This is a genomic window from Paraburkholderia caffeinilytica, assembly GCF_046030355.1.
Lineage (GTDB): Bacteria > Pseudomonadota > Gammaproteobacteria > Burkholderiales > Burkholderiaceae > Paraburkholderia > Paraburkholderia caffeinilytica_B.
Genome location: NZ_JAQQCQ010000012.1, coordinates 18,780 through 34,757, shown reverse-complemented (window position 1 = coordinate 34,757; position 15,978 = coordinate 18,780). Strand labels below are relative to the sequence as shown.

The following is a 15,978-nucleotide window of genomic DNA, read 5'->3' as shown; positions in this document are numbered from 1 at the left end:
CGAGTCATTCAACGAAATCAAAGCGTCGCCAGACGCCTATGCCGCCACCTTCAAATCCTCGATTGCCCGCTGCCTGACACCCAGATCGTCCCAGAGCTCAGGATGGCACGTGAACACCAGAATCTGGTGCCGCGTAGCCGCGTCGATCAACGCGCGCTTGATCGCATCGCGCCGCGTCGCGTCGGTATGCACGGCTGCATCGTCGAGCATTAGCAAGGTGGGACGGCCCGACGCTTTCAACAGATCCGCATACGCCAGCCGCGTCAGAATGCCGAGCTGCTCCCGCGTGCCGAAGCTCAACGCATCGAGCGTATCCGCGCGACCATAACGGTCCAAGGTCGCCGGACTCAGATCGTCGCCGAGCGCAATCGTCGACTGCGGGAAAATTCGCTTCAGATAGTGCCCGAGCCGTTCGGTCAACGGCGCACGCAATTGCGCCACCGCCGCGTCGCGCTCGTCGACGAGCACTTCGTCCAGCAGACTCAAGGCGCTCGCCCGCAAGCTGAGCTCGTCCTTGCGGCGCGTGGCCTGTTCCACCGACGCCTTAACCGTCGCAAGACGATCCCCCAGCCCCGACGCGCCCACCGTCTCAAGCTGACTGCGCAACTCGGCGATCCGCAGTTGCCGCGTGTGCTGCTCATTACGCGCGAGTTCCGCCGACGCACGATAGCGCTTCGCCTCGGCCGCTGGATCGTCGAGACGCGCCGCCTCCAGTTCGCGTGATCTTCCTTCGAGCTGTTTCTTCAATGCCTCGACCTGCACGCGCTGCTCGACAATTTTCGTCTGCCACTGCGCGCGGTTGCGGCAGAACGCTTCGTCGCCGAGTTGCGCTTCCTTACGCTGGAGTTGGGCGGCGAGCGATTCCATCGTGGCCGTAGCGGTCGAGCGCTTTTCCGCCGCTTGCGCCAATACCTTCCTGGCTGCGTCCAGCGCATCACGTGCGATGTCGGCGTTGCGGCGAGCCTCGTCGAGCGGCTGCGCGGCGGAGACATCGGGCAAGGCTGCAAGCCGTCCATTCGCCGATTGCAACCGTGCATCCGCGGACGCCAACGCGGCCCGCAGCGCGTCGATACCCTGCGGCGCATGCACGTCGAGAATCTTCGCCTGGCTTTTCTGCTGTTCGACCAGCGTCTTCCACTGCTCGTGCCTCGCCTCGGCCTCCCCGAGCGATGCTACGCCCAGCGCCTGCAACAGCTGCGCATGCTTCGCTTCCAGCGATGCCAGCTCAGACAACCGCGCCGGCAGATCGGAAACGCCTGGGATCACGCGCAACTCGCCGAGTTCGCCCAGACCGATCAGCTTCTCCTCGTCGAGCCGCAGCACGCCCTCGCCGCTCACCTTCACGTCGCCGACGGTGATCGCACCATTCAACCGGTACTCGATGCGCGTCATCGCCGCTTCGGTCCGCGCACGCAGCACGGTCAATTCAGCGTCGAGCGATTGAAGCTGCTTCAATTGCGCCCCGTCGATTTCAACCGCCGCTGCCGCGCGCGTCGCTTCCAGCACGGCCTCGTTCGCCTTGCCGGCGGCTGCAATCGCCGCGTCGAGCCGCTCGCTCTCGGTGCGATGCAGTGCAATCTGGCTGCGCAGATCGCCCGCGGTGACAGCCGCGTTCGCCAGCTCTTGCGCGCGGCTGGCATCGGCGTAAACCTGCTCGAATTGCGCCACACTCGCCTGAACCTGCGCATGTTCGTTCTGTACCGCCGACACGTTGGCGCGCGCGGCGTCGAGTTGTTGCCGCTCACGCGCGACGGCCGCTTCCAGTTCCGTTGCGGCCTGTTCCTGCTGCACCGACAGCGCCAGTTCCGCATCGCTCAATTTCAGCGATTGGGCCAGTCCCTGAAGGCTGCGCTCGAGTTCCGCCGCTGCATCGGCGCGCTGTTGCGCCTGCACGGCCTTCTGCTCGTGAAGCTCCCAGGGGCGCTTGCGTTGCGCGTCCTCGAAGGCTTCCTGCTGCGTGGCAAGCCGCCCGATGTTTTCGTCGAACTGCTGACGCTGCTGCTCCAGGTCGTCGCGCTCCACCATCAGCGCCGCCAACGCCTGCTCCGCCTCAGCCAACGGCCCGGTGGACTTCTGCGTGCGCGCCGTGAGCAATTGCCGAAGCTCACTCTGCACCGCCGCGATCAGTGCATCTTCACCCGCCGATTCATTGCCGCCCGACAGTTGCGACAACGCATCACGCAGATACTGCGCCGCGTGGCCCGTGGAATCGCGCATTTCCTGTGTGCCGCCTTGTTGCACCCACAACAACCCGGGGACGCCGGCGTTTTCCGCTTTCAGCGGCCCACGCGCGGCGCGCGAAAAGCCGAGCAACGCGGCCAACTTGTCTTCCGCTTCATCTTCGCCGAACACCGTCTGGCCGATCTTCAACTCGCAGCGCTGCCGGGTGACGAACTGCTTGGAGAGTCTGCACGCTGTGCCGTCCATATCGAACGTCACTTCAACCGACGGCTGTCCACTCGCCTTGCCCCACGGCAGCAGGTCTTTCAGATGCGAAGCTTTGTAACGCTCGAGGAACACCGCTCGCACGGCTTCGGCAATCGTGCTTTTGCCGGCCTCGTTCGGGCCGGTAAACAGATTGAGTCCGGGTTGCAGATCGTCGATAACGAGCCGCCCGGTGAACTGCTTGAACTCCTGAATCGCGATACTTTCCAGCTTCATGCGGACCTCGCTTCGCGCGGCAGTTCACGTTGAAAGCGCGCCAGAAGCAGCAATGCCTCCGCGGCGCGCTTGACCTGCTGCGGGTCGGATTGCGGGTCCTCCTGCATGCCTCGCAGACGCGCCACCACCTTCGCGAGGTAGCCGCTTTGCGCGCCGAGTTCGGCGAGGTCGTCGGCGGTGGGCAGCACTTGCAGGCCACTCAGGTCGACGCGCAACGCGCGCACCCGCGCGCGAGTCTCTTCCACTGCGACGTGAATCGCTTCGGCCTCGGCCAGCGCCGTCGTGCCGCTTACCGTGATCCGCAGCACGTCGTGATTGCCCAATGCGCCAAGGCGCGTCTTGAGCGAATCGACGTCGGTCGGTACCGCAATCGTCTCGTCCCAGCGATGCCATTGATATTGACCGACCCGCACCGCCTCGACGGCGGCCACGGCGCCGGGTTCGGTCAGCGTGACGTCGAGCATGAAGCCCGGGTCGTTGGCGCGAAAACGATCCTGCTCGTGCGTGCCGGCATACCAGGTGCGTTCGTCGACGCGCAAATGGCCGTGCCAGTCCCCCAGCGCGAGATAGTCCAGCCGCGCGCTTGCGGCACGCGTCGGGGCGATCGGGTTCGACGAATCTATGCCCTCCTGCAGAATCCCGCTTACGCTGCCGTGCGCGAGCCCGATCCGGTGATAGCCTGGCGGCGTTTCCGTCGTGTCGAAGAAGCCAGTCGTGTCGTCGTAGGTGATGCGTTGCGTGAGCGGCGCGCAGAGCAATGCGCAGGCGCAGGCGTCGAGCGTCACCACGCCGGGTTCGAGCACGACCCGCACATTCGGCGCAATGCAGTTCAGGCGCTGCGCACGGGTCCAGACGCTCTCGACCAGCGCGGCATCGTGATTGCCGGGCAGCATGACCCACGGGCCGGAAAACGCCTGCAGCGCGCCGAACAACCGGCGGATCACGGTGTCCGACACGGTCTGCAGGTCGAATACGTCGCCGGCCACGAGCACGGCGTCGACCTTGCGCGCCGCCGCTTCCTCGGCGATCCGGCGGACGGTGTCGAAACGCGCCTGGGCGAGATGCGCGGCTTCGTCCGGCTCGAACTGGCCGAATTGCGTGCCGATCTGCCAGTCCGCGGTGTGCAGAAACCTGATCACTGTGCCTCCATTCCGTTCAATTGCATCGTCGCTCGATGTTCATTCGGCGCTCATGTTACCGCGCCTGCGGGTCAAAGAATGTCCCAAGCCGGCGCCACACGGCCGGAATAGCGGCGCTACACTCGCGTTTCCGGGCGAACACCCCAACTGCCCCCCCTATTTCACTCGAATCGAACCTCGCTGCCCTGCTGCCGATGAACAAAGAGACCGAACTGAAGAAGGCCAAGCGCACCCCGTTGCTGCTGCTGGCGGCCGCCGCCTGCGTTTTCCTCGTGACCGCTTTCATGCCGCGCGGTTTCTGGGTGGACGGCGTCAAGGCAGTGGCCGAAGCGGCCATGGTCGGCGCGCTCGCCGACTGGTTCGCCGTGGTCGCCCTGTTTCGCCGCGTGCCGATCCCGATCGTCTCGGCGCACACGGCGATCATTCCGAAGAACAAGCACAAGATCGCCGACAACCTCGCGGTATTCGTGCAGGACAAGTTTCTGGACGTGCCGTCGCTGGTCGGCCTGATCCAGAAACACGACCCGGCGCAAAGCATCACCGGCTGGCTGACGAAGCCGGCCAACACCGCGCGTCTGGGGGACTACGTGGTCAAACTGACGGGAGGCATTCTCGAACTGACCGACGACGTGCGCATCCAGGTCTTTATCAAGGACGCGCTGCGCGACGTGCTGGCCAAAGTCGATCTGTCGCAATCCATGGGCGCGATTCTCGACACCCTCACCAAGGACGGCCGTCATCAGGAACTGCTCGACGCCGGCATCGAACAGGTCGTGGCGCTGTTGCGCGAACCGCAGGCGCGCGAGTTTATCGCCGAGCGCATCGTCGAGTGGGTGAAGAGCGAATATCCGAAGATGGAGATGATCCTGCCCTCGGCGTGGCTCGGCGAAAAAGGCGCCGAAGCGATCGCCAACGCGGTGAACCGGATGCTCGAGCAGATCAGCGAGAATCCCGCTCATCAGTTGCGTCAGAAATTCGACGACGCGGCGCAGAACCTGATCGTCAAACTCAGGAGCGATCCGGCGTTCCTGCAGAAAGGCGAGGAGCTGAAGCGTTATCTGGTGGAAGGCGAAGCCCTCAGCACCTATGTGAAAGACATGTGGGGCGAATTGCGCGCATGGCTCAAACGCGATCTGCAAAGCAGCGATTCGGCCCTGCACGCCAGAGTGATGGCGATGGGTCAATGGGTAGGCCGCGAACTGGCGCACGATCCCGCGTTGCGTGAGTCGCTGAACGACCACCTGGAAGAGACCGCGCGCGCCATGGCGCCGGATTTCGCCCAGTTCCTCACACGCCACATCAGCGATACAGTGAAGAATTGGGATGCGCGCGAGATGTCGCGGCAAATCGAGCTGAACATTGGCAAGGATTTGCAGTACATCCGCATCAACGGAACGATTGTGGGCGGCTTTATCGGCTTGCTGCTGTATGCAAGTTCGCAACTGTTCGAGCTGTTGCGTTTGCACATGGGCTGAGGAATACGGCCACCGCCTGTCAAAGCGCCTACAATCCGGGCATATGAATTGCTGGGCGCTTTACCTGGCTGCCGCCGGTCCATCCGCGCGAACCCTCAGTAAAGCGACAGCGCCACACCATCGAGAAGTCTGTTCATGAAAATATCGTTACCGCCGCCCGGGCGGCCGAACCGCGTATACCCGCCGGGCACGCCCAGCCTGCATGGGTTGGCCTCGGTCATCACCGGCGTCGTGGTGGTCTGCGCACTGTACTTCGGCCGCGCGGTGTTGATCCCGATCACGCTCTCCGTGCTGCTCAGCTTTCTGCTCGCACCGCTGGTGCAGGCGTTGCGGCGCTTGCACATGGGTCAGTTGCCGTCGATCTTCATCGCGGTGCTGTTCGCCCTCGCCACCTTGCTGGCCGTCGGCGGCCTGATCGGCGCGCAACTCGTGCAACTGGCGGGCGATCTGCCGCAGTATCAGGTGGCGATCGAGCAGAAGATCGAGACGGTGCAGGAGAAAACCGTCGGCCGGGCCGATTCGCTGATGAGCCGCGCCGCCGCCACGCTGCAACGCGTGGCGCCGAGCAAGCCGAGCCCGCCGCGCCTCACGGGGCGGGCGGCGCGCAATGCGCCCGCCGTGCCGACGCCCGTCGAGGTGCACGAGCCGTCGCCCACGCCGATGCAGCTTGCTCAACGCGCGCTGTCGCCGGCCATCGCGCCGATCGAAACGACTTTTATCGTGCTGGTTGTCACGATCTTCATCCTGCTGCAGCGCGAAGATCTGCGCGACCGTTTGATCAGTCTTTTCGGCTCGCGCGATCTGCACCGCACCACCACGGCGATCAACGACGCCGCGGTACGGCTGAGCCGCTATTTCGTCGCGCAACTGGGCGTGAACCTCAGCGCGGGCGGGATCATCGCAATCGGCCTTGCGATCATCGGCGTGCCGGGGGCGCTGCTGTTCGGCGTGATTGCGGCGTTGCTGCGCTTCGTGCCGTACATCGGCATCTGGATCGCCGCGATCCTCGCCGTGTTTCTCGCCGCCGCCATCCAGCCGCAATGGACCATGGCGGTCTATACGCTGATCCTGTTCATCGTCGTCGATGTGGTGGCCGGGCAGATTGCCGAGCCGCTGCTGTATGGCCACCGCTCGGGGTTGTCGCCGCTGGCGGTGGTCGTGGCGGCGATTTTCTGGAGCTGGCTGTGGGGGCCGATCGGCCTCGTGCTGTCCACGCCGCTCACGCTGTGCGTCGTCACGCTCGGCCGTTATGCCGACCGTCTGAACTTCCTCACCGTGTTGCTAGGCGATCAGCCCGCGCTCACACCCGCGCAGAACTTCTATCAGCGGCTGCTGGCGGACGATCCGCATGAAGCCATCGTGCAGGCCGAGCGCCTGCTGCGCGAGATGTCGCTGATCGATTACTACGACAAGGTCGCGCTGGAGGGCCTCAAGCTCGCGCGCAACGACGCGATGCGCGGCGTGCTGATGCCTGAGCAACTGGCGCGAATCAATAATGTGCTGGTCGATATCGTCGAAAACCTGGAAGTCGCCGACGGACTGCCGGATCGCCTGTCGCGCACCGAATCGGCCGACGCCGCTGAGGCGCTATTGGCTTCGGCTTCAGCTGATCTTTCGGAGCGCCACGAAGGGCAGCTTTCGGCGCATCCGCAGCTGCGCCATGAAAACGAAAAGACCTCGGTGCTGTGCGTGCCCGGACGCGGCGCATTCGACGAAGTCACCGTCGCGATTGCCGTGCAATTGCTTGGGCGCCAAGGGCTCGCGCCGTTGATGGCTACGCACTCGGGTTATCGCAGCGCACATGCCGACGAACCGAGCTTCAAGGACGCACCGGTCATCTGCATCATCTCGCTCGACGCGCCGGAGTCGCCGCCGTATCTGCGCAACATGCTGCGGCGTACGCGGGAATGGCGGCCGAGGGCGACGCTGGTCGTGGGCGTGGGCGGCGCAGCGGAAGGCGGCCCGGAAATGGGCGCGACCGGGGCTTCGCACGCGGCGCCGACGTTCCGCGCGATGATCGAGGAATGTCAGGCGGCAGCGAGCCTGCTGCACACGCGGCAGCCGTCGCATGCTGCCGGGGCGGATTAGGCAGGTTTGCGCGGTCTGCATGCGCGGATCAGAAAAGCCGTGGGGTGCAGTTCCGTGCGTAAGCGCCCTGCGGCCTTTCTATTTGCGAATCTGCGACGCGGCGACCTGCAAGGTCCGCCAAGCGAGTTCCGAGCGCCTAATACCCGGCCCAGCGCGCGTAAAACCTGACTCAGACCGCCGGAATGCCCTTGTCTTGTACCCAAAATGAGGACAGGCACGCGCCACCCCTCCTTCATACTCCACCTATCGATTCGCACCGCCTTTAGAGCGCACTCAAGCCACGGCGGGCAATCCATCGGCAACGGAGATTCAGGAGACACGCATGAGCCGCAGTTTCAAACCCTATCCATTCACGCCGCGTCACTATGCGGGCGCGGTGCCGCCGCTAGTCGACGGGCGTGACCCTGTGCGGCGCGCCGTAGCGATTGTCGGCGGCGGTCCGGTAGGCATGACTTTGGCGCTCGCGCTGGCTCGCCAGGGCGTACGCTCCGTGCTGATCGAGGCCGACGACGGCGTCTGCACCGGCAGCCGCGCGATCTGCATCTCGCGCCGCAGCCTGGAGATTTTCAAACGCCTGGGCGCCGTGCACGGTTTCCTGCAAAAGGGCCTGCCATGGACAGGCGGCCGCAGCTTCTATCGCGATGCCGAAGTATTCCGCTTCACCATGCATCAGGACGACGAGCAGTCGCTGCCGCCGATGATCAACATCGCGCAGTATCAGATCGAGCAGTTGCTGCTCGACGAAGTGGAACAGCACGCCGATCTGATCGACATCCGCTGGCAAACCCGCGTGACCGGTATCGAACAACTTACCGGCAACGACAACAGCACCGCCGGCGCAACGCTCGATCTCAGCACCGGCGACACCGCATGGAAAATGCACGCGGATTGGGTCGTCGCGTGCGATGGCGGCCGCAGCACGATTCGCGAGGCACTCGGCCTCAAGCTCACCGGCACCACGTACGAAGGCCGTTACGTGATCGTCGATATCGAACTGAAGAGCGGGCGCGCCACGGAACGCCTAGCCTATTTCGATCCGCCCTCCAATCCCGGCTCGACGGTGCTGGTGCACAAGCAGCCGGACAACGTCTGGCGCATCGACTACCAGCTTCGTGACGATGAAGACCCCGAGGCCGCGGTCAAGCCTGAAAACGTGATGCCACGCGTGCAGAGCGTGCTCGATTCGATGGGCGAAACCGGCGAATGGTCGCCGATCTGGATCACCGTCTACAAGGCCAACGCGTTGACGCTCGAACGCTACCGCCATGGCTCGGTGCTGTTCGCGGGCGACGCCGCGCATCTCGTGCCTATTTTCGGCGTGCGCGGCGCGAATTCCGGCATCGACGACGCCGACAATCTCGGCTGGAAACTTGCTTGCGTGGTCAACGGCATGGCGTCGGACCGTCTGCTCGACAGCTACAGCGACGAGCGCGTGTACGCGGCGCGTGAAAATCTGAGCTATGGGATGAAGAGCACGGAATTCATGGCGCCGCCCTCGTTCGCGTTCGACCTGATGCGCAGCGCCGTGCTAGGACTTGCCGAACGTCATCCCGCCGTGCGGCCTCTGATCAATCCGCGACAGACGCATGCGATTGCGTATGCCCAGTCGCCGCTCAATCGGGTCGCCGCCGCTGCATCGGGCGCGTTCGCCAAAGGTCCGGCGCCAGGCACGGTACTGCCGGAGTGCCGCCTTCAACGCATGTGCGACGGCGAAACAGTCGATATCCATCTCACCGATCTGCTTGGGCCATGCTTCACTGCACTGCGCTTCGGCGCAGACACGGCGCAAGACGAAGCGTGGCAGCAATTGCACCATGCACTCGGCGAACACAGCATTCCGTTCAAAGCGGTCACGCTGGTCACGGGCGATGCGCCGCGCGCCGCCAGCCCGCATGTGGTCGATCCGGCGGGACACCTGCACGAAATGCTCGACGCCACGCCGGGCACCGTCTATCTGATCAGGCCGGACGGTCACGTGCTTGCCCGCTGGCGCAACGGCAACGCGACGAACGTACAAAGCGCCGTGACGGCCAGTCTGACGAATTGACGCAAGAGGACTCACACCATGACCGATAGCGAACTCGACCTCGTCTACACGACGCTCTGCAAAACGCTGACCGCCGAAGGCGAAGCGCAAGCGTCTTTATATCTGGCCCGCCTTGCGCTGCTGTGCATGACGGAACTCGGCGATACGCAGCGAGCCTTGTCGTTGATCGAGGCGGCGAAGCTGCCCGCCTCGTCCGCAGTGACTGCGTGATTCGGAAAGCCCAGTACGTACGACAAAAAAACCGCCCCGTTGATCGCACGGGGCGGCCTCCGTTCAGAGCTACGTTTACTGCCGGGGATACAACCCCAACGTGCTCGCATGCAGGCGCGCGAGCCCGAGCAATGCATCCGTGTATGGCGTCGGCACATCGGTAAGCTGCCCCAGTTCACGCACCGCGGCCACCAGTGCATCGAGTTCGACCGCCTTGCCTGCTTGCACGTCCTGCAGCATCGAGGTTTTCATCGCGCCGAGTTTGAGCGTCACCTCGTGGCGGTCCTCCGGCGCCTGATCGATCGGAATACCGAAGCGCGCCCCGATCTCCTTCGCTTCCAGCATGATGCTCGTGACAAAGCTGCGCACCAGTTCGTCGCTGAGAATCCGGTCGGTGGTGGCGCCGGTGATGGCGCTGATCGGATTCATGGTCATGTTGCCCCACAGCTTGTACCAGACGTCGCGCTGAATCTGCGCCGACATCGATGCATTGAAGCCCGCTGCGCTGAGCGCGGCGGTGAGCGTGTTAACGCGTTCGCTCGATTGGCCGGACGCCTCGCCGATAATCAGCCCATTGCCTTGATGATGCCGGATGACGCCCGGCGATTCGATCAGACAACTGGCATGCACCACGCAGCCCACCGTTTGCGCGGTGGGAATCGCGGCGGCGATCGCACCGTCAGGATCGATCGACTTCAACCGCTTGCCGGCGAAATCACTGCCGAGTCCGTCGCAGAACCACCAGGGCACGCCGTTCATCGCTGTCAGCACAATCGTCTGCGGGTTCAGCAGCGGTGCGATATGCGCGGCCACCGACGCCATTGCCGGCCCCTTCACCGCCACCACGACGAGATCCTGCACGCCGAGGTCCGCCGGCTGGTCGCTCGCCTTCACCTTCACGGTGTGCGTCACGCCGCCTTCGATCAGACGCAAGCCATTCTGCTGCAACGCACTGAGTGTCGCGCCGCGCGCCACCACGCTCACGCCGTGGCCGGCCTGCGCGAGCTTCACCCCCATCCAGCCGCCGATTGCGCCTGCACCGTAGATGCCTACTTTCATTGCTTCAATCCTTGCGTTAATTCCCGGGTCAATCTTTGCTTTAATCCTCGCGCCGATCCTCGCGTTAATCCTTGCTTTAATCCTCGCCTTAATCCTTATAGCTCGCGTCCATGCGATCCACGCGCCGCACCAGCGCGTCGAACACGTCCTGCCCGGCACCGTGACGCGGGTCGAACTGCAACGAGTCGCGCGAGCAGCGGATTGCCACCGCTTCCGGCACCGGCCTTGCGCGGCCCATCGAGAACGTGGCCATCTGGATTTCGCACGCGCGGTTGAGCGTCCACAGAATAGCGAAAGTCTGCGGCAACGTATGGCCCCATGCAAGCAGGCCGTGGTTGCGCAAGATCACCGCCTGCCTGTTGCCGATATGATCGAGCAGACGCGGCCCTTCTTCCGCATGCACCGTGATGCCTTCGAAGTCGTGATACGCGATGCGGTCGTGCAATTGCGCGCTATAGAAGTTGGTTTGCTCCAGCCCGTTTTCGAGGCAGGCCACCGCGACGCCGGCCGTGGTGTGCGTGTGCATCACGCAGTGCGCGTCGGCCAACCCTTCGTGAATCGCCGCATGCACGACGAAACCCGCGGGATTGACCGGATACGGCGAGTTGTCGAGCACGCGTCCTTGTGCGTCGATCTTCACGAGATTGCTCGCCGTCACTTCGCTGTAGTGCAGACCGAACGGATTGATCAGGAAGTGCCGCTCGCCGCCGCTCACGCTCGACGGCACGCGCAACGTGATGTGGTTGTAGATCATCTCGGTCCAGCCGAGCATGTCGAAGATGCGATAGCACGCGGCCAGTTGCACACGCGCCTGCCATTCGTCGGGATGCATCGAGGCGGCCTTCGCGGGGTTCGCCGGCTGCATTTCAAGAGTCGTCATCAGGGTCTCCGTTTTTATCGTTCGCTATGTTCGTTACGTTTGGCTTTTGCATTCGTTGCGTTGGCCGTTGCGGTTAAGAGCCGTTATGCGCCCACCACCGCCGCGATCGACGACGCCACGTAGCCCGCGTTGCGCGCGTTCAATCCGGCCACGCACATGCGTCCCGACCGCAGCACATACACCGCGTATTCGCTACGCAAACGCTCGACCTGGGCTTCGCTCAACCCGGTGTACGTGAACATGCCGCGCTGCGCGACGTAACGCGCGCGCATCACTTCATCGACGCGGCCGGCAAGCCCCTCGTGAATCGTGCCGCGCATCGCGAGAATCCGGTCGCGCATGGCAGCGAGTTCCGCTTCCCACGACGCACGCAAGGACGCGTCGGACAGCACGTTGGCAACGAGCCGCGCGCCATGCGTCGGTGGATTGCTGTAGTTGGCGCGCACCGTCGACATCAATTGACCGAGCACGCGAGCCGCCTCTTCCTTGCTCTTGCACACCACGCTCAATGCACCGCAGCGCTCGCCGTACAGCGAGAAGTTCTTCGAAAACGAATTGGCGGCGATCAAGGGCACGCCTGCATCGGCGAGCAGACGCACGCAGGCGGCGTCTTCCTCAAGACCTGCACCGAATCCCTGATACGCCATGTCGACGAATGCAATCAGGTTGCGGCGCTGCAATACCGGCACCAGTTCCGCCCATTGCGCCGGGCTCAGATCGACGCCGGTCGGGTTGTGGCAGCAGGCGTGCAGCAGCACGATGCTCTGTTCCGGCAAGCGGCTGATCGTGTCGAGCATGTCAGCGAACCGCAAGCCGCCGGTGTGTTCGTCGTAATACGGATACGTGTTGACCGTGAGGCCCGCGCCTTCGAACACCACGCGATGGTTTTCCCAGCTCGGATCGCTGATCCACATCTGCGACGCCGGGAAATAGCGCTTCAGAAAATCCGCGCCGACTTTCAACGCGCCCGAACCGCCGATGGTCTGCAAGGTCGCGATCCGTCCCGCGGCACGCGCTTCGTTGTCCGCGCCGAACACCAGCGCCTGGGCTGCGTCGCGGTAGAGCGGCAGGCCCGCCATCGGCAGGTAGGAGCGCGGGCCGATCGAATCGAGCAGCGCGGTTTCGGCGCGCCGTACGGCGTCCATCACCGGCAGCTTGCCGGCGTCGTCGAAATAGATGCCGATGCTCAGGTTGACCTTGTTGGGCCGCGGATCGAGTTGAAAGTCCTCGTTCAGGCTCAGAATCGGGTCGCCCGGATAGGCGGGAATGTGGTCAAACATGGCAATTCCTTGAGTGGAGCCCAGCATGTGGCCTGCTGGTGACCTGATGCTGGCCTGCGTTTACCCTGAGGTGGATTGATGCAGCCCAGTCATAGCCGCGTGGGCGAGACGGAAGTCTAAGCGGGTTTCCAGCTTCGCGTCGATGAGGACGAGTGTCGGCCAAGGGCTCGCCGCACACAATCAATCGATTTTTCACGATTAGTAAGTTTTTCTTTAGAATCGCCTGATGCCACTCACACGCGTCACCATCCGTCAGTTCGAAGCGTTTCTCGCCATTGTCGATTTGCACAGCATCGGCGCGGCGGCGGAACGGCTCGGGCTGACCTCGTCGGCGGTCAGCCAGTTGCTGGCTGAACTGGAAACAGAATTGGGCTTTCGCCTCTTCGACCGGACCACGCGGCGCGTCAATCTGTCGAGCGCGGGACAGGATTTTCTGTCGTCGGCCGAGTCGGTGTTGCGCTATGTGCGCGCCGCCGCCCAATCCGCCGACGACATCCGCAATCGCGCGGCCGGCATCGTGCGCGTCGGCGCACCGCTGGTGCTCGCGGCGACCGCGCTGCCGGCCGCCATCGCGGAATATGCACGCGACAAACCGAAGGTGGTCGTGCGCATTTGCGACACCGTGGTCGAACAGTTGGTGGAGCGCGTGGAAAGCGGCGACGTGGATCTCGCAATCGGCCCGGATCGTCAGAGCGGCACGCGAGTGCGGTGCGATCCGGCCTTCGCGAGTCCGTGGGTCATGTGGTGCGCGCCGACGCATCCGTTGAACGTACGGCGCCGGGTGCAGTGGCAGCATCTGCGCGGCGTGCCGATTGTTGCCACGGGCCGCGATCACGAGCGCGCAGTCGAACAGATGCTGGCGAATCTGCCGGTGGAGGCGCGCATCATTCCGGTGGACGTGGTGGACAACGTCACGACGGCGTTCGGGCTGGCTTCACAGGGGCTTGCCGTGACGCTCGCGCCCGCCTATGTCGCGCCACTCGCACGAACTTTCGGGCTGGTGATGAAGCGGATCGTCGATCCCGAAACGATTCGTGACGTGTGCGTGTATCGTTCGACCGAGCGTGCGCTGTCGCCGCCGGCGGACGGATTCGTGGAATTCATCATGCCATGGCTGAAGCGCTGGGATCGTGAGACGCAGACCGATGCGCGCGCGAAACGCGGATGAATTTTCGAAGCGGGTTCAATGGCGCTGCGGTTGCATCGCCGCCCATCCACGGGCGCAACGTCGGCCCACCGGATCAGGATCACTCAGGCAGCAGACATAGCGCGAACAGCTGACGCTGGCTGGAGATTCCCAGCCGCGCATAAGCACGCTTCTGATAGGTAATCACGCTGCTGGCCTTGACGCCCATCTGCTCGGCGATCTCGGTGGCGCTTGCGCCTTCGAGCGTGCCACGCAGCACATCGATTTCGCGCGACGTAAGCGCCGGGCAGGCGCGTCTGACTCGCGCCAGCATCGTGGCCGCGGTCCCCTGCTGATACTGCCCATTGAGCGCGTAATGGCTTTTTGCTGCGTGCGCGAACAGATGCGCGACGCTTTCCACATGCTCCAGTTCGCCTGGCTGAAACATGCCGTATGCGCTGTCACGATAGAGATTGATCGACAGCCAGACACTTTCCATCGGTTGTAAAAGCAACGATAGCCGGTCGGACACGTTGGGCTGCGCGTAGCAGGCCGCACGATAGGCTTCGTTTTCGATTTCTTCGCTTTGCTGCTGATGCAACACCAACGCCTCGCGCGTCTGTTTCGCTTGAGGACGGCCGATGATGGCGCGGTTGCCGTCGAACGCATAAAAGTGCGTGGCGTAGCGGTCGGCGACATCACGGAGAAAGCGTCCGCCGCGATGGTCGGCGGCAGAGACGGTGCGTGGCCTTGCGTCGAATTCGTACGCGAAAATCGTGCACTGCGCAACGGGAAGCGTGTCGCCAACGGTTTTCAGAATGCTTGCAGCAAGCGCGTCCGGGTCGGCATGCGAGATCGACATGACGAGGTCGGTAACACGCGACGTGTTGATGTGCCCGCTGCGGGCCGGAGTGGAGATGCGCCAGGAACGCATGATGATGGCGAGGTCACGGTACGTGGGGTTCGGTCTGACAAGCGTAGCACAATGGCGCATTACGCTTGCATCGCACCTCCTTCGCGCCTGATGCTACTCCGCGTGCACGGCGAAATCCGCGCACGCCGCCCGGACCCGTGCCCCTCCCCGCTGCCACCGATAACCGTCGATAAAACTACAATGCCCCCAACTTGACGGCCAGAAAATCGACCAGCAGCCGTGTTCTCTGTGGCAACCGCCGCGTCCTCGGCCACATTGCATGCAATGGCAACGGTGTCAGCAGGAAATCCGCCAGCAAAACTTCAACCCGTCCTGCCTCCACCCATTCCTCGATCTGCCAGAAAGCCGCCACCCCGATCCCCATGCCGCCCAGCACACCGGCATTCACCGCAGCCACCTGGTTGCTGTCAAAACGGCCCGCCACGCTCACCGCAATCTCGTTGCCGTCGGCCGACGTAAACACCCACCGCCCGGGATGCGGCACGCCCGTTCGAACGACACAGTCATGTTTCGCCAGATCCCGTGGATGGGACGGCCTGCCGCGTTCGGCAAGATAATCCGGCGCCGCGAAGACCACCCGCCGAAGCGTGCCGATCCGTCGCGCCACCAGCCGTGAATCAGGCGTTTCGCCAATGCGGATCGTCACATCCGCGCCGCTCTCAGCCGGATCGCGATACTCGTCGCTCAGATCGAGCGACAACGCCAGGTGCGGATGGCGCTGCAAAAACTCCGCGGCGAGCGGTGCGACGAATTTCGGGCCGAACAGCGTGGGCGCATTGATGCGCAAACGCCCGGTGAGCCGGTGCAATTCCTCGGCGAGTTCCGTGCGCGCCAATTCGAGTTCAGTCAGCGCACCTTTGACTCGTTCGTAAAAACGCATGCCGGCTTCGCTCGGCTGCGAAGTCCGGGTGGTTCGCACGATCAAGGTCGATCCGTGCGCCCGCTCGAGCACCTGAAGCGACCGGCTGACGGCCTGCAACGATCGCCCAAGCCGGCGCGCGGCGTTCGTCAGACTGCCCTCTTCGACAATCGCCACCAAGGCCTCCAGATCGCGCAATGCATCCATCGGCGATTCTCCC

12 protein-coding genes are annotated in these 15,978 nt (G+C 63.9%); 5 read left to right on the top strand and 7 right to left on the bottom strand.

The genetic code is table 11. From position 1 onward, the window contains the following. Positions 1 to 36 precede the first annotated feature (36 nt). Positions 37 to 2,661, bottom strand: coding sequence for an AAA family ATPase (locus PQQ95_RS19045; RefSeq protein WP_408439201.1), 2,625 nt, complete (start codon positions 2,659 to 2,661; stop codon positions 37 to 39). After that, the gene (locus tag PQQ95_RS19040) at positions 2,658 to 3,800 is read right to left on the bottom strand and encodes a metallophosphoesterase family protein (protein WP_408439200.1); all 1,143 of its coding nucleotides are present in this window, start codon (positions 3,798 to 3,800) and stop codon (positions 2,658 to 2,660) included. Before PQQ95_RS19040 ends, PQQ95_RS19045 begins: the two co-directional genes overlap by 4 nt. Before the next feature lie 194 nt (positions 3,801 to 3,994). Here PQQ95_RS19040 and PQQ95_RS19035 point away from each other — a divergent pair, with 194 nt between their 5' ends. From PQQ95_RS19035 to PQQ95_RS19020, 4 genes are all read left to right on the top strand, one after another. After that, positions 3,995 to 5,275, top strand: a complete 1,281-nt coding sequence (locus PQQ95_RS19035; RefSeq protein WP_408439197.1) for a DUF445 domain-containing protein — start codon at positions 3,995 to 3,997, stop codon at positions 5,273 to 5,275. A gap of 135 nt (positions 5,276 to 5,410) precedes the next feature. Then, complete coding sequence (locus tag PQQ95_RS19030; RefSeq protein WP_408439194.1) at positions 5,411 to 7,363, top strand: AI-2E family transporter; 1,953 nt, start codon at positions 5,411 to 5,413, stop codon at positions 7,361 to 7,363. 322 nt (positions 7,364 to 7,685) lie between these two features. After that, positions 7,686 to 9,410: an FAD-dependent oxidoreductase gene (locus PQQ95_RS19025; RefSeq protein ID WP_408439191.1), complete on the top strand. Its 1,725-nt coding sequence runs from the start codon at positions 7,686 to 7,688 to the stop codon at positions 9,408 to 9,410. Between the two features lie 18 nt (positions 9,411 to 9,428). After that, a complete protein-coding gene (locus PQQ95_RS19020) occupies positions 9,429 to 9,620 on the top strand; it encodes a hypothetical protein (RefSeq protein WP_054035384.1) in 192 nt (63 codons plus the stop codon). A gap of 75 nt (positions 9,621 to 9,695) precedes the next feature. On the opposite strand, the gene PQQ95_RS19015 is transcribed toward PQQ95_RS19020, so the two are convergent. From PQQ95_RS19015 to PQQ95_RS19005, 3 genes are all read right to left on the bottom strand, one after another. Then, the gene (locus PQQ95_RS19015; RefSeq protein WP_408439188.1) at positions 9,696 to 10,679 is read right to left on the bottom strand and encodes a 2-dehydropantoate 2-reductase; all 984 of its coding nucleotides are present in this window, start codon (positions 10,677 to 10,679) and stop codon (positions 9,696 to 9,698) included. Between the two features lie 88 nt (positions 10,680 to 10,767). Beyond that, positions 10,768 to 11,559: a class II aldolase/adducin family protein gene (locus PQQ95_RS19010; RefSeq protein WP_408439186.1), complete on the bottom strand. Its 792-nt coding sequence runs from the start codon at positions 11,557 to 11,559 to the stop codon at positions 10,768 to 10,770. 83 nt (positions 11,560 to 11,642) lie between these two features. Continuing rightward, complete coding sequence (locus PQQ95_RS19005) at positions 11,643 to 12,839, bottom strand: amino acid aminotransferase (RefSeq protein WP_408439183.1); 1,197 nt, start codon at positions 12,837 to 12,839, stop codon at positions 11,643 to 11,645. A 226-nt stretch (positions 12,840 to 13,065) separates the two neighbouring features. Between PQQ95_RS19005 and PQQ95_RS19000 the strand changes: the two genes are divergently transcribed. Then, positions 13,066 to 14,007: a LysR family transcriptional regulator gene (locus PQQ95_RS19000; protein ID WP_408439181.1), complete on the top strand. Its 942-nt coding sequence runs from the start codon at positions 13,066 to 13,068 to the stop codon at positions 14,005 to 14,007. Between the two features lie 79 nt (positions 14,008 to 14,086). Here the strand turns inward: PQQ95_RS19000 and PQQ95_RS18995 are convergent, their stop codons facing one another. Together PQQ95_RS18995 and PQQ95_RS18990 are read right to left on the bottom strand one after the other, a co-directional pair. Further along, entirely contained in the window at positions 14,087 to 14,899 is an 813-nt protein-coding gene (locus PQQ95_RS18995; RefSeq protein ID WP_408439179.1) for a helix-turn-helix transcriptional regulator, read from the bottom strand. Positions 14,900 to 15,074: 175 nt separating this feature from the next. After that, complete coding sequence (locus PQQ95_RS18990; protein ID WP_408439177.1) at positions 15,075 to 15,965, bottom strand: LysR family transcriptional regulator; 891 nt, start codon at positions 15,963 to 15,965, stop codon at positions 15,075 to 15,077. Positions 15,966 to 15,978 lie beyond the last annotated feature (13 nt).

Bases quoted from the DNA above. Each gene is read 5' to 3' on its own strand.
- PQQ95_RS19045 (WP_408439201.1), bottom strand. From the start codon at position 2,661: ATGAAGCTGGAAAGTATCGCGATTCAGGAGTTCAAGCAGTTCACCGGG.
- PQQ95_RS19035 (WP_408439197.1), top strand. From the start codon at position 3,995: ATGAACAAAGAGACCGAACTGAAGAAGGCCAAGCGCACCCCGTTGCTG.
- PQQ95_RS19030 (WP_408439194.1), top strand. From the start codon at position 5,411: ATGAAAATATCGTTACCGCCGCCCGGGCGGCCGAACCGCGTATACCCG.
- PQQ95_RS19025 (WP_408439191.1), top strand. From the start codon at position 7,686: ATGAGCCGCAGTTTCAAACCCTATCCATTCACGCCGCGTCACTATGCG.
- PQQ95_RS19020 (WP_054035384.1), top strand. From the start codon at position 9,429: ATGACCGATAGCGAACTCGACCTCGTCTACACGACGCTCTGCAAAACG.
- PQQ95_RS19015 (WP_408439188.1), bottom strand. From the start codon at position 10,679: ATGAAAGTAGGCATCTACGGTGCAGGCGCAATCGGCGGCTGGATGGGG.
- PQQ95_RS19010 (WP_408439186.1), bottom strand. From the start codon at position 11,559: ATGACGACTCTTGAAATGCAGCCGGCGAACCCCGCGAAGGCCGCCTCG.
- PQQ95_RS19005 (WP_408439183.1), bottom strand. From the start codon at position 12,839: ATGTTTGACCACATTCCCGCCTATCCGGGCGACCCGATTCTGAGCCTG.
- PQQ95_RS19000 (WP_408439181.1), top strand. From the start codon at position 13,066: ATGCCACTCACACGCGTCACCATCCGTCAGTTCGAAGCGTTTCTCGCC.
- PQQ95_RS18995 (WP_408439179.1), bottom strand. From the start codon at position 14,899: ATGCGTTCCTGGCGCATCTCCACTCCGGCCCGCAGCGGGCACATCAAC.
- PQQ95_RS18990 (WP_408439177.1), bottom strand. From the start codon at position 15,965: ATGGATGCATTGCGCGATCTGGAGGCCTTGGTGGCGATTGTCGAAGAG.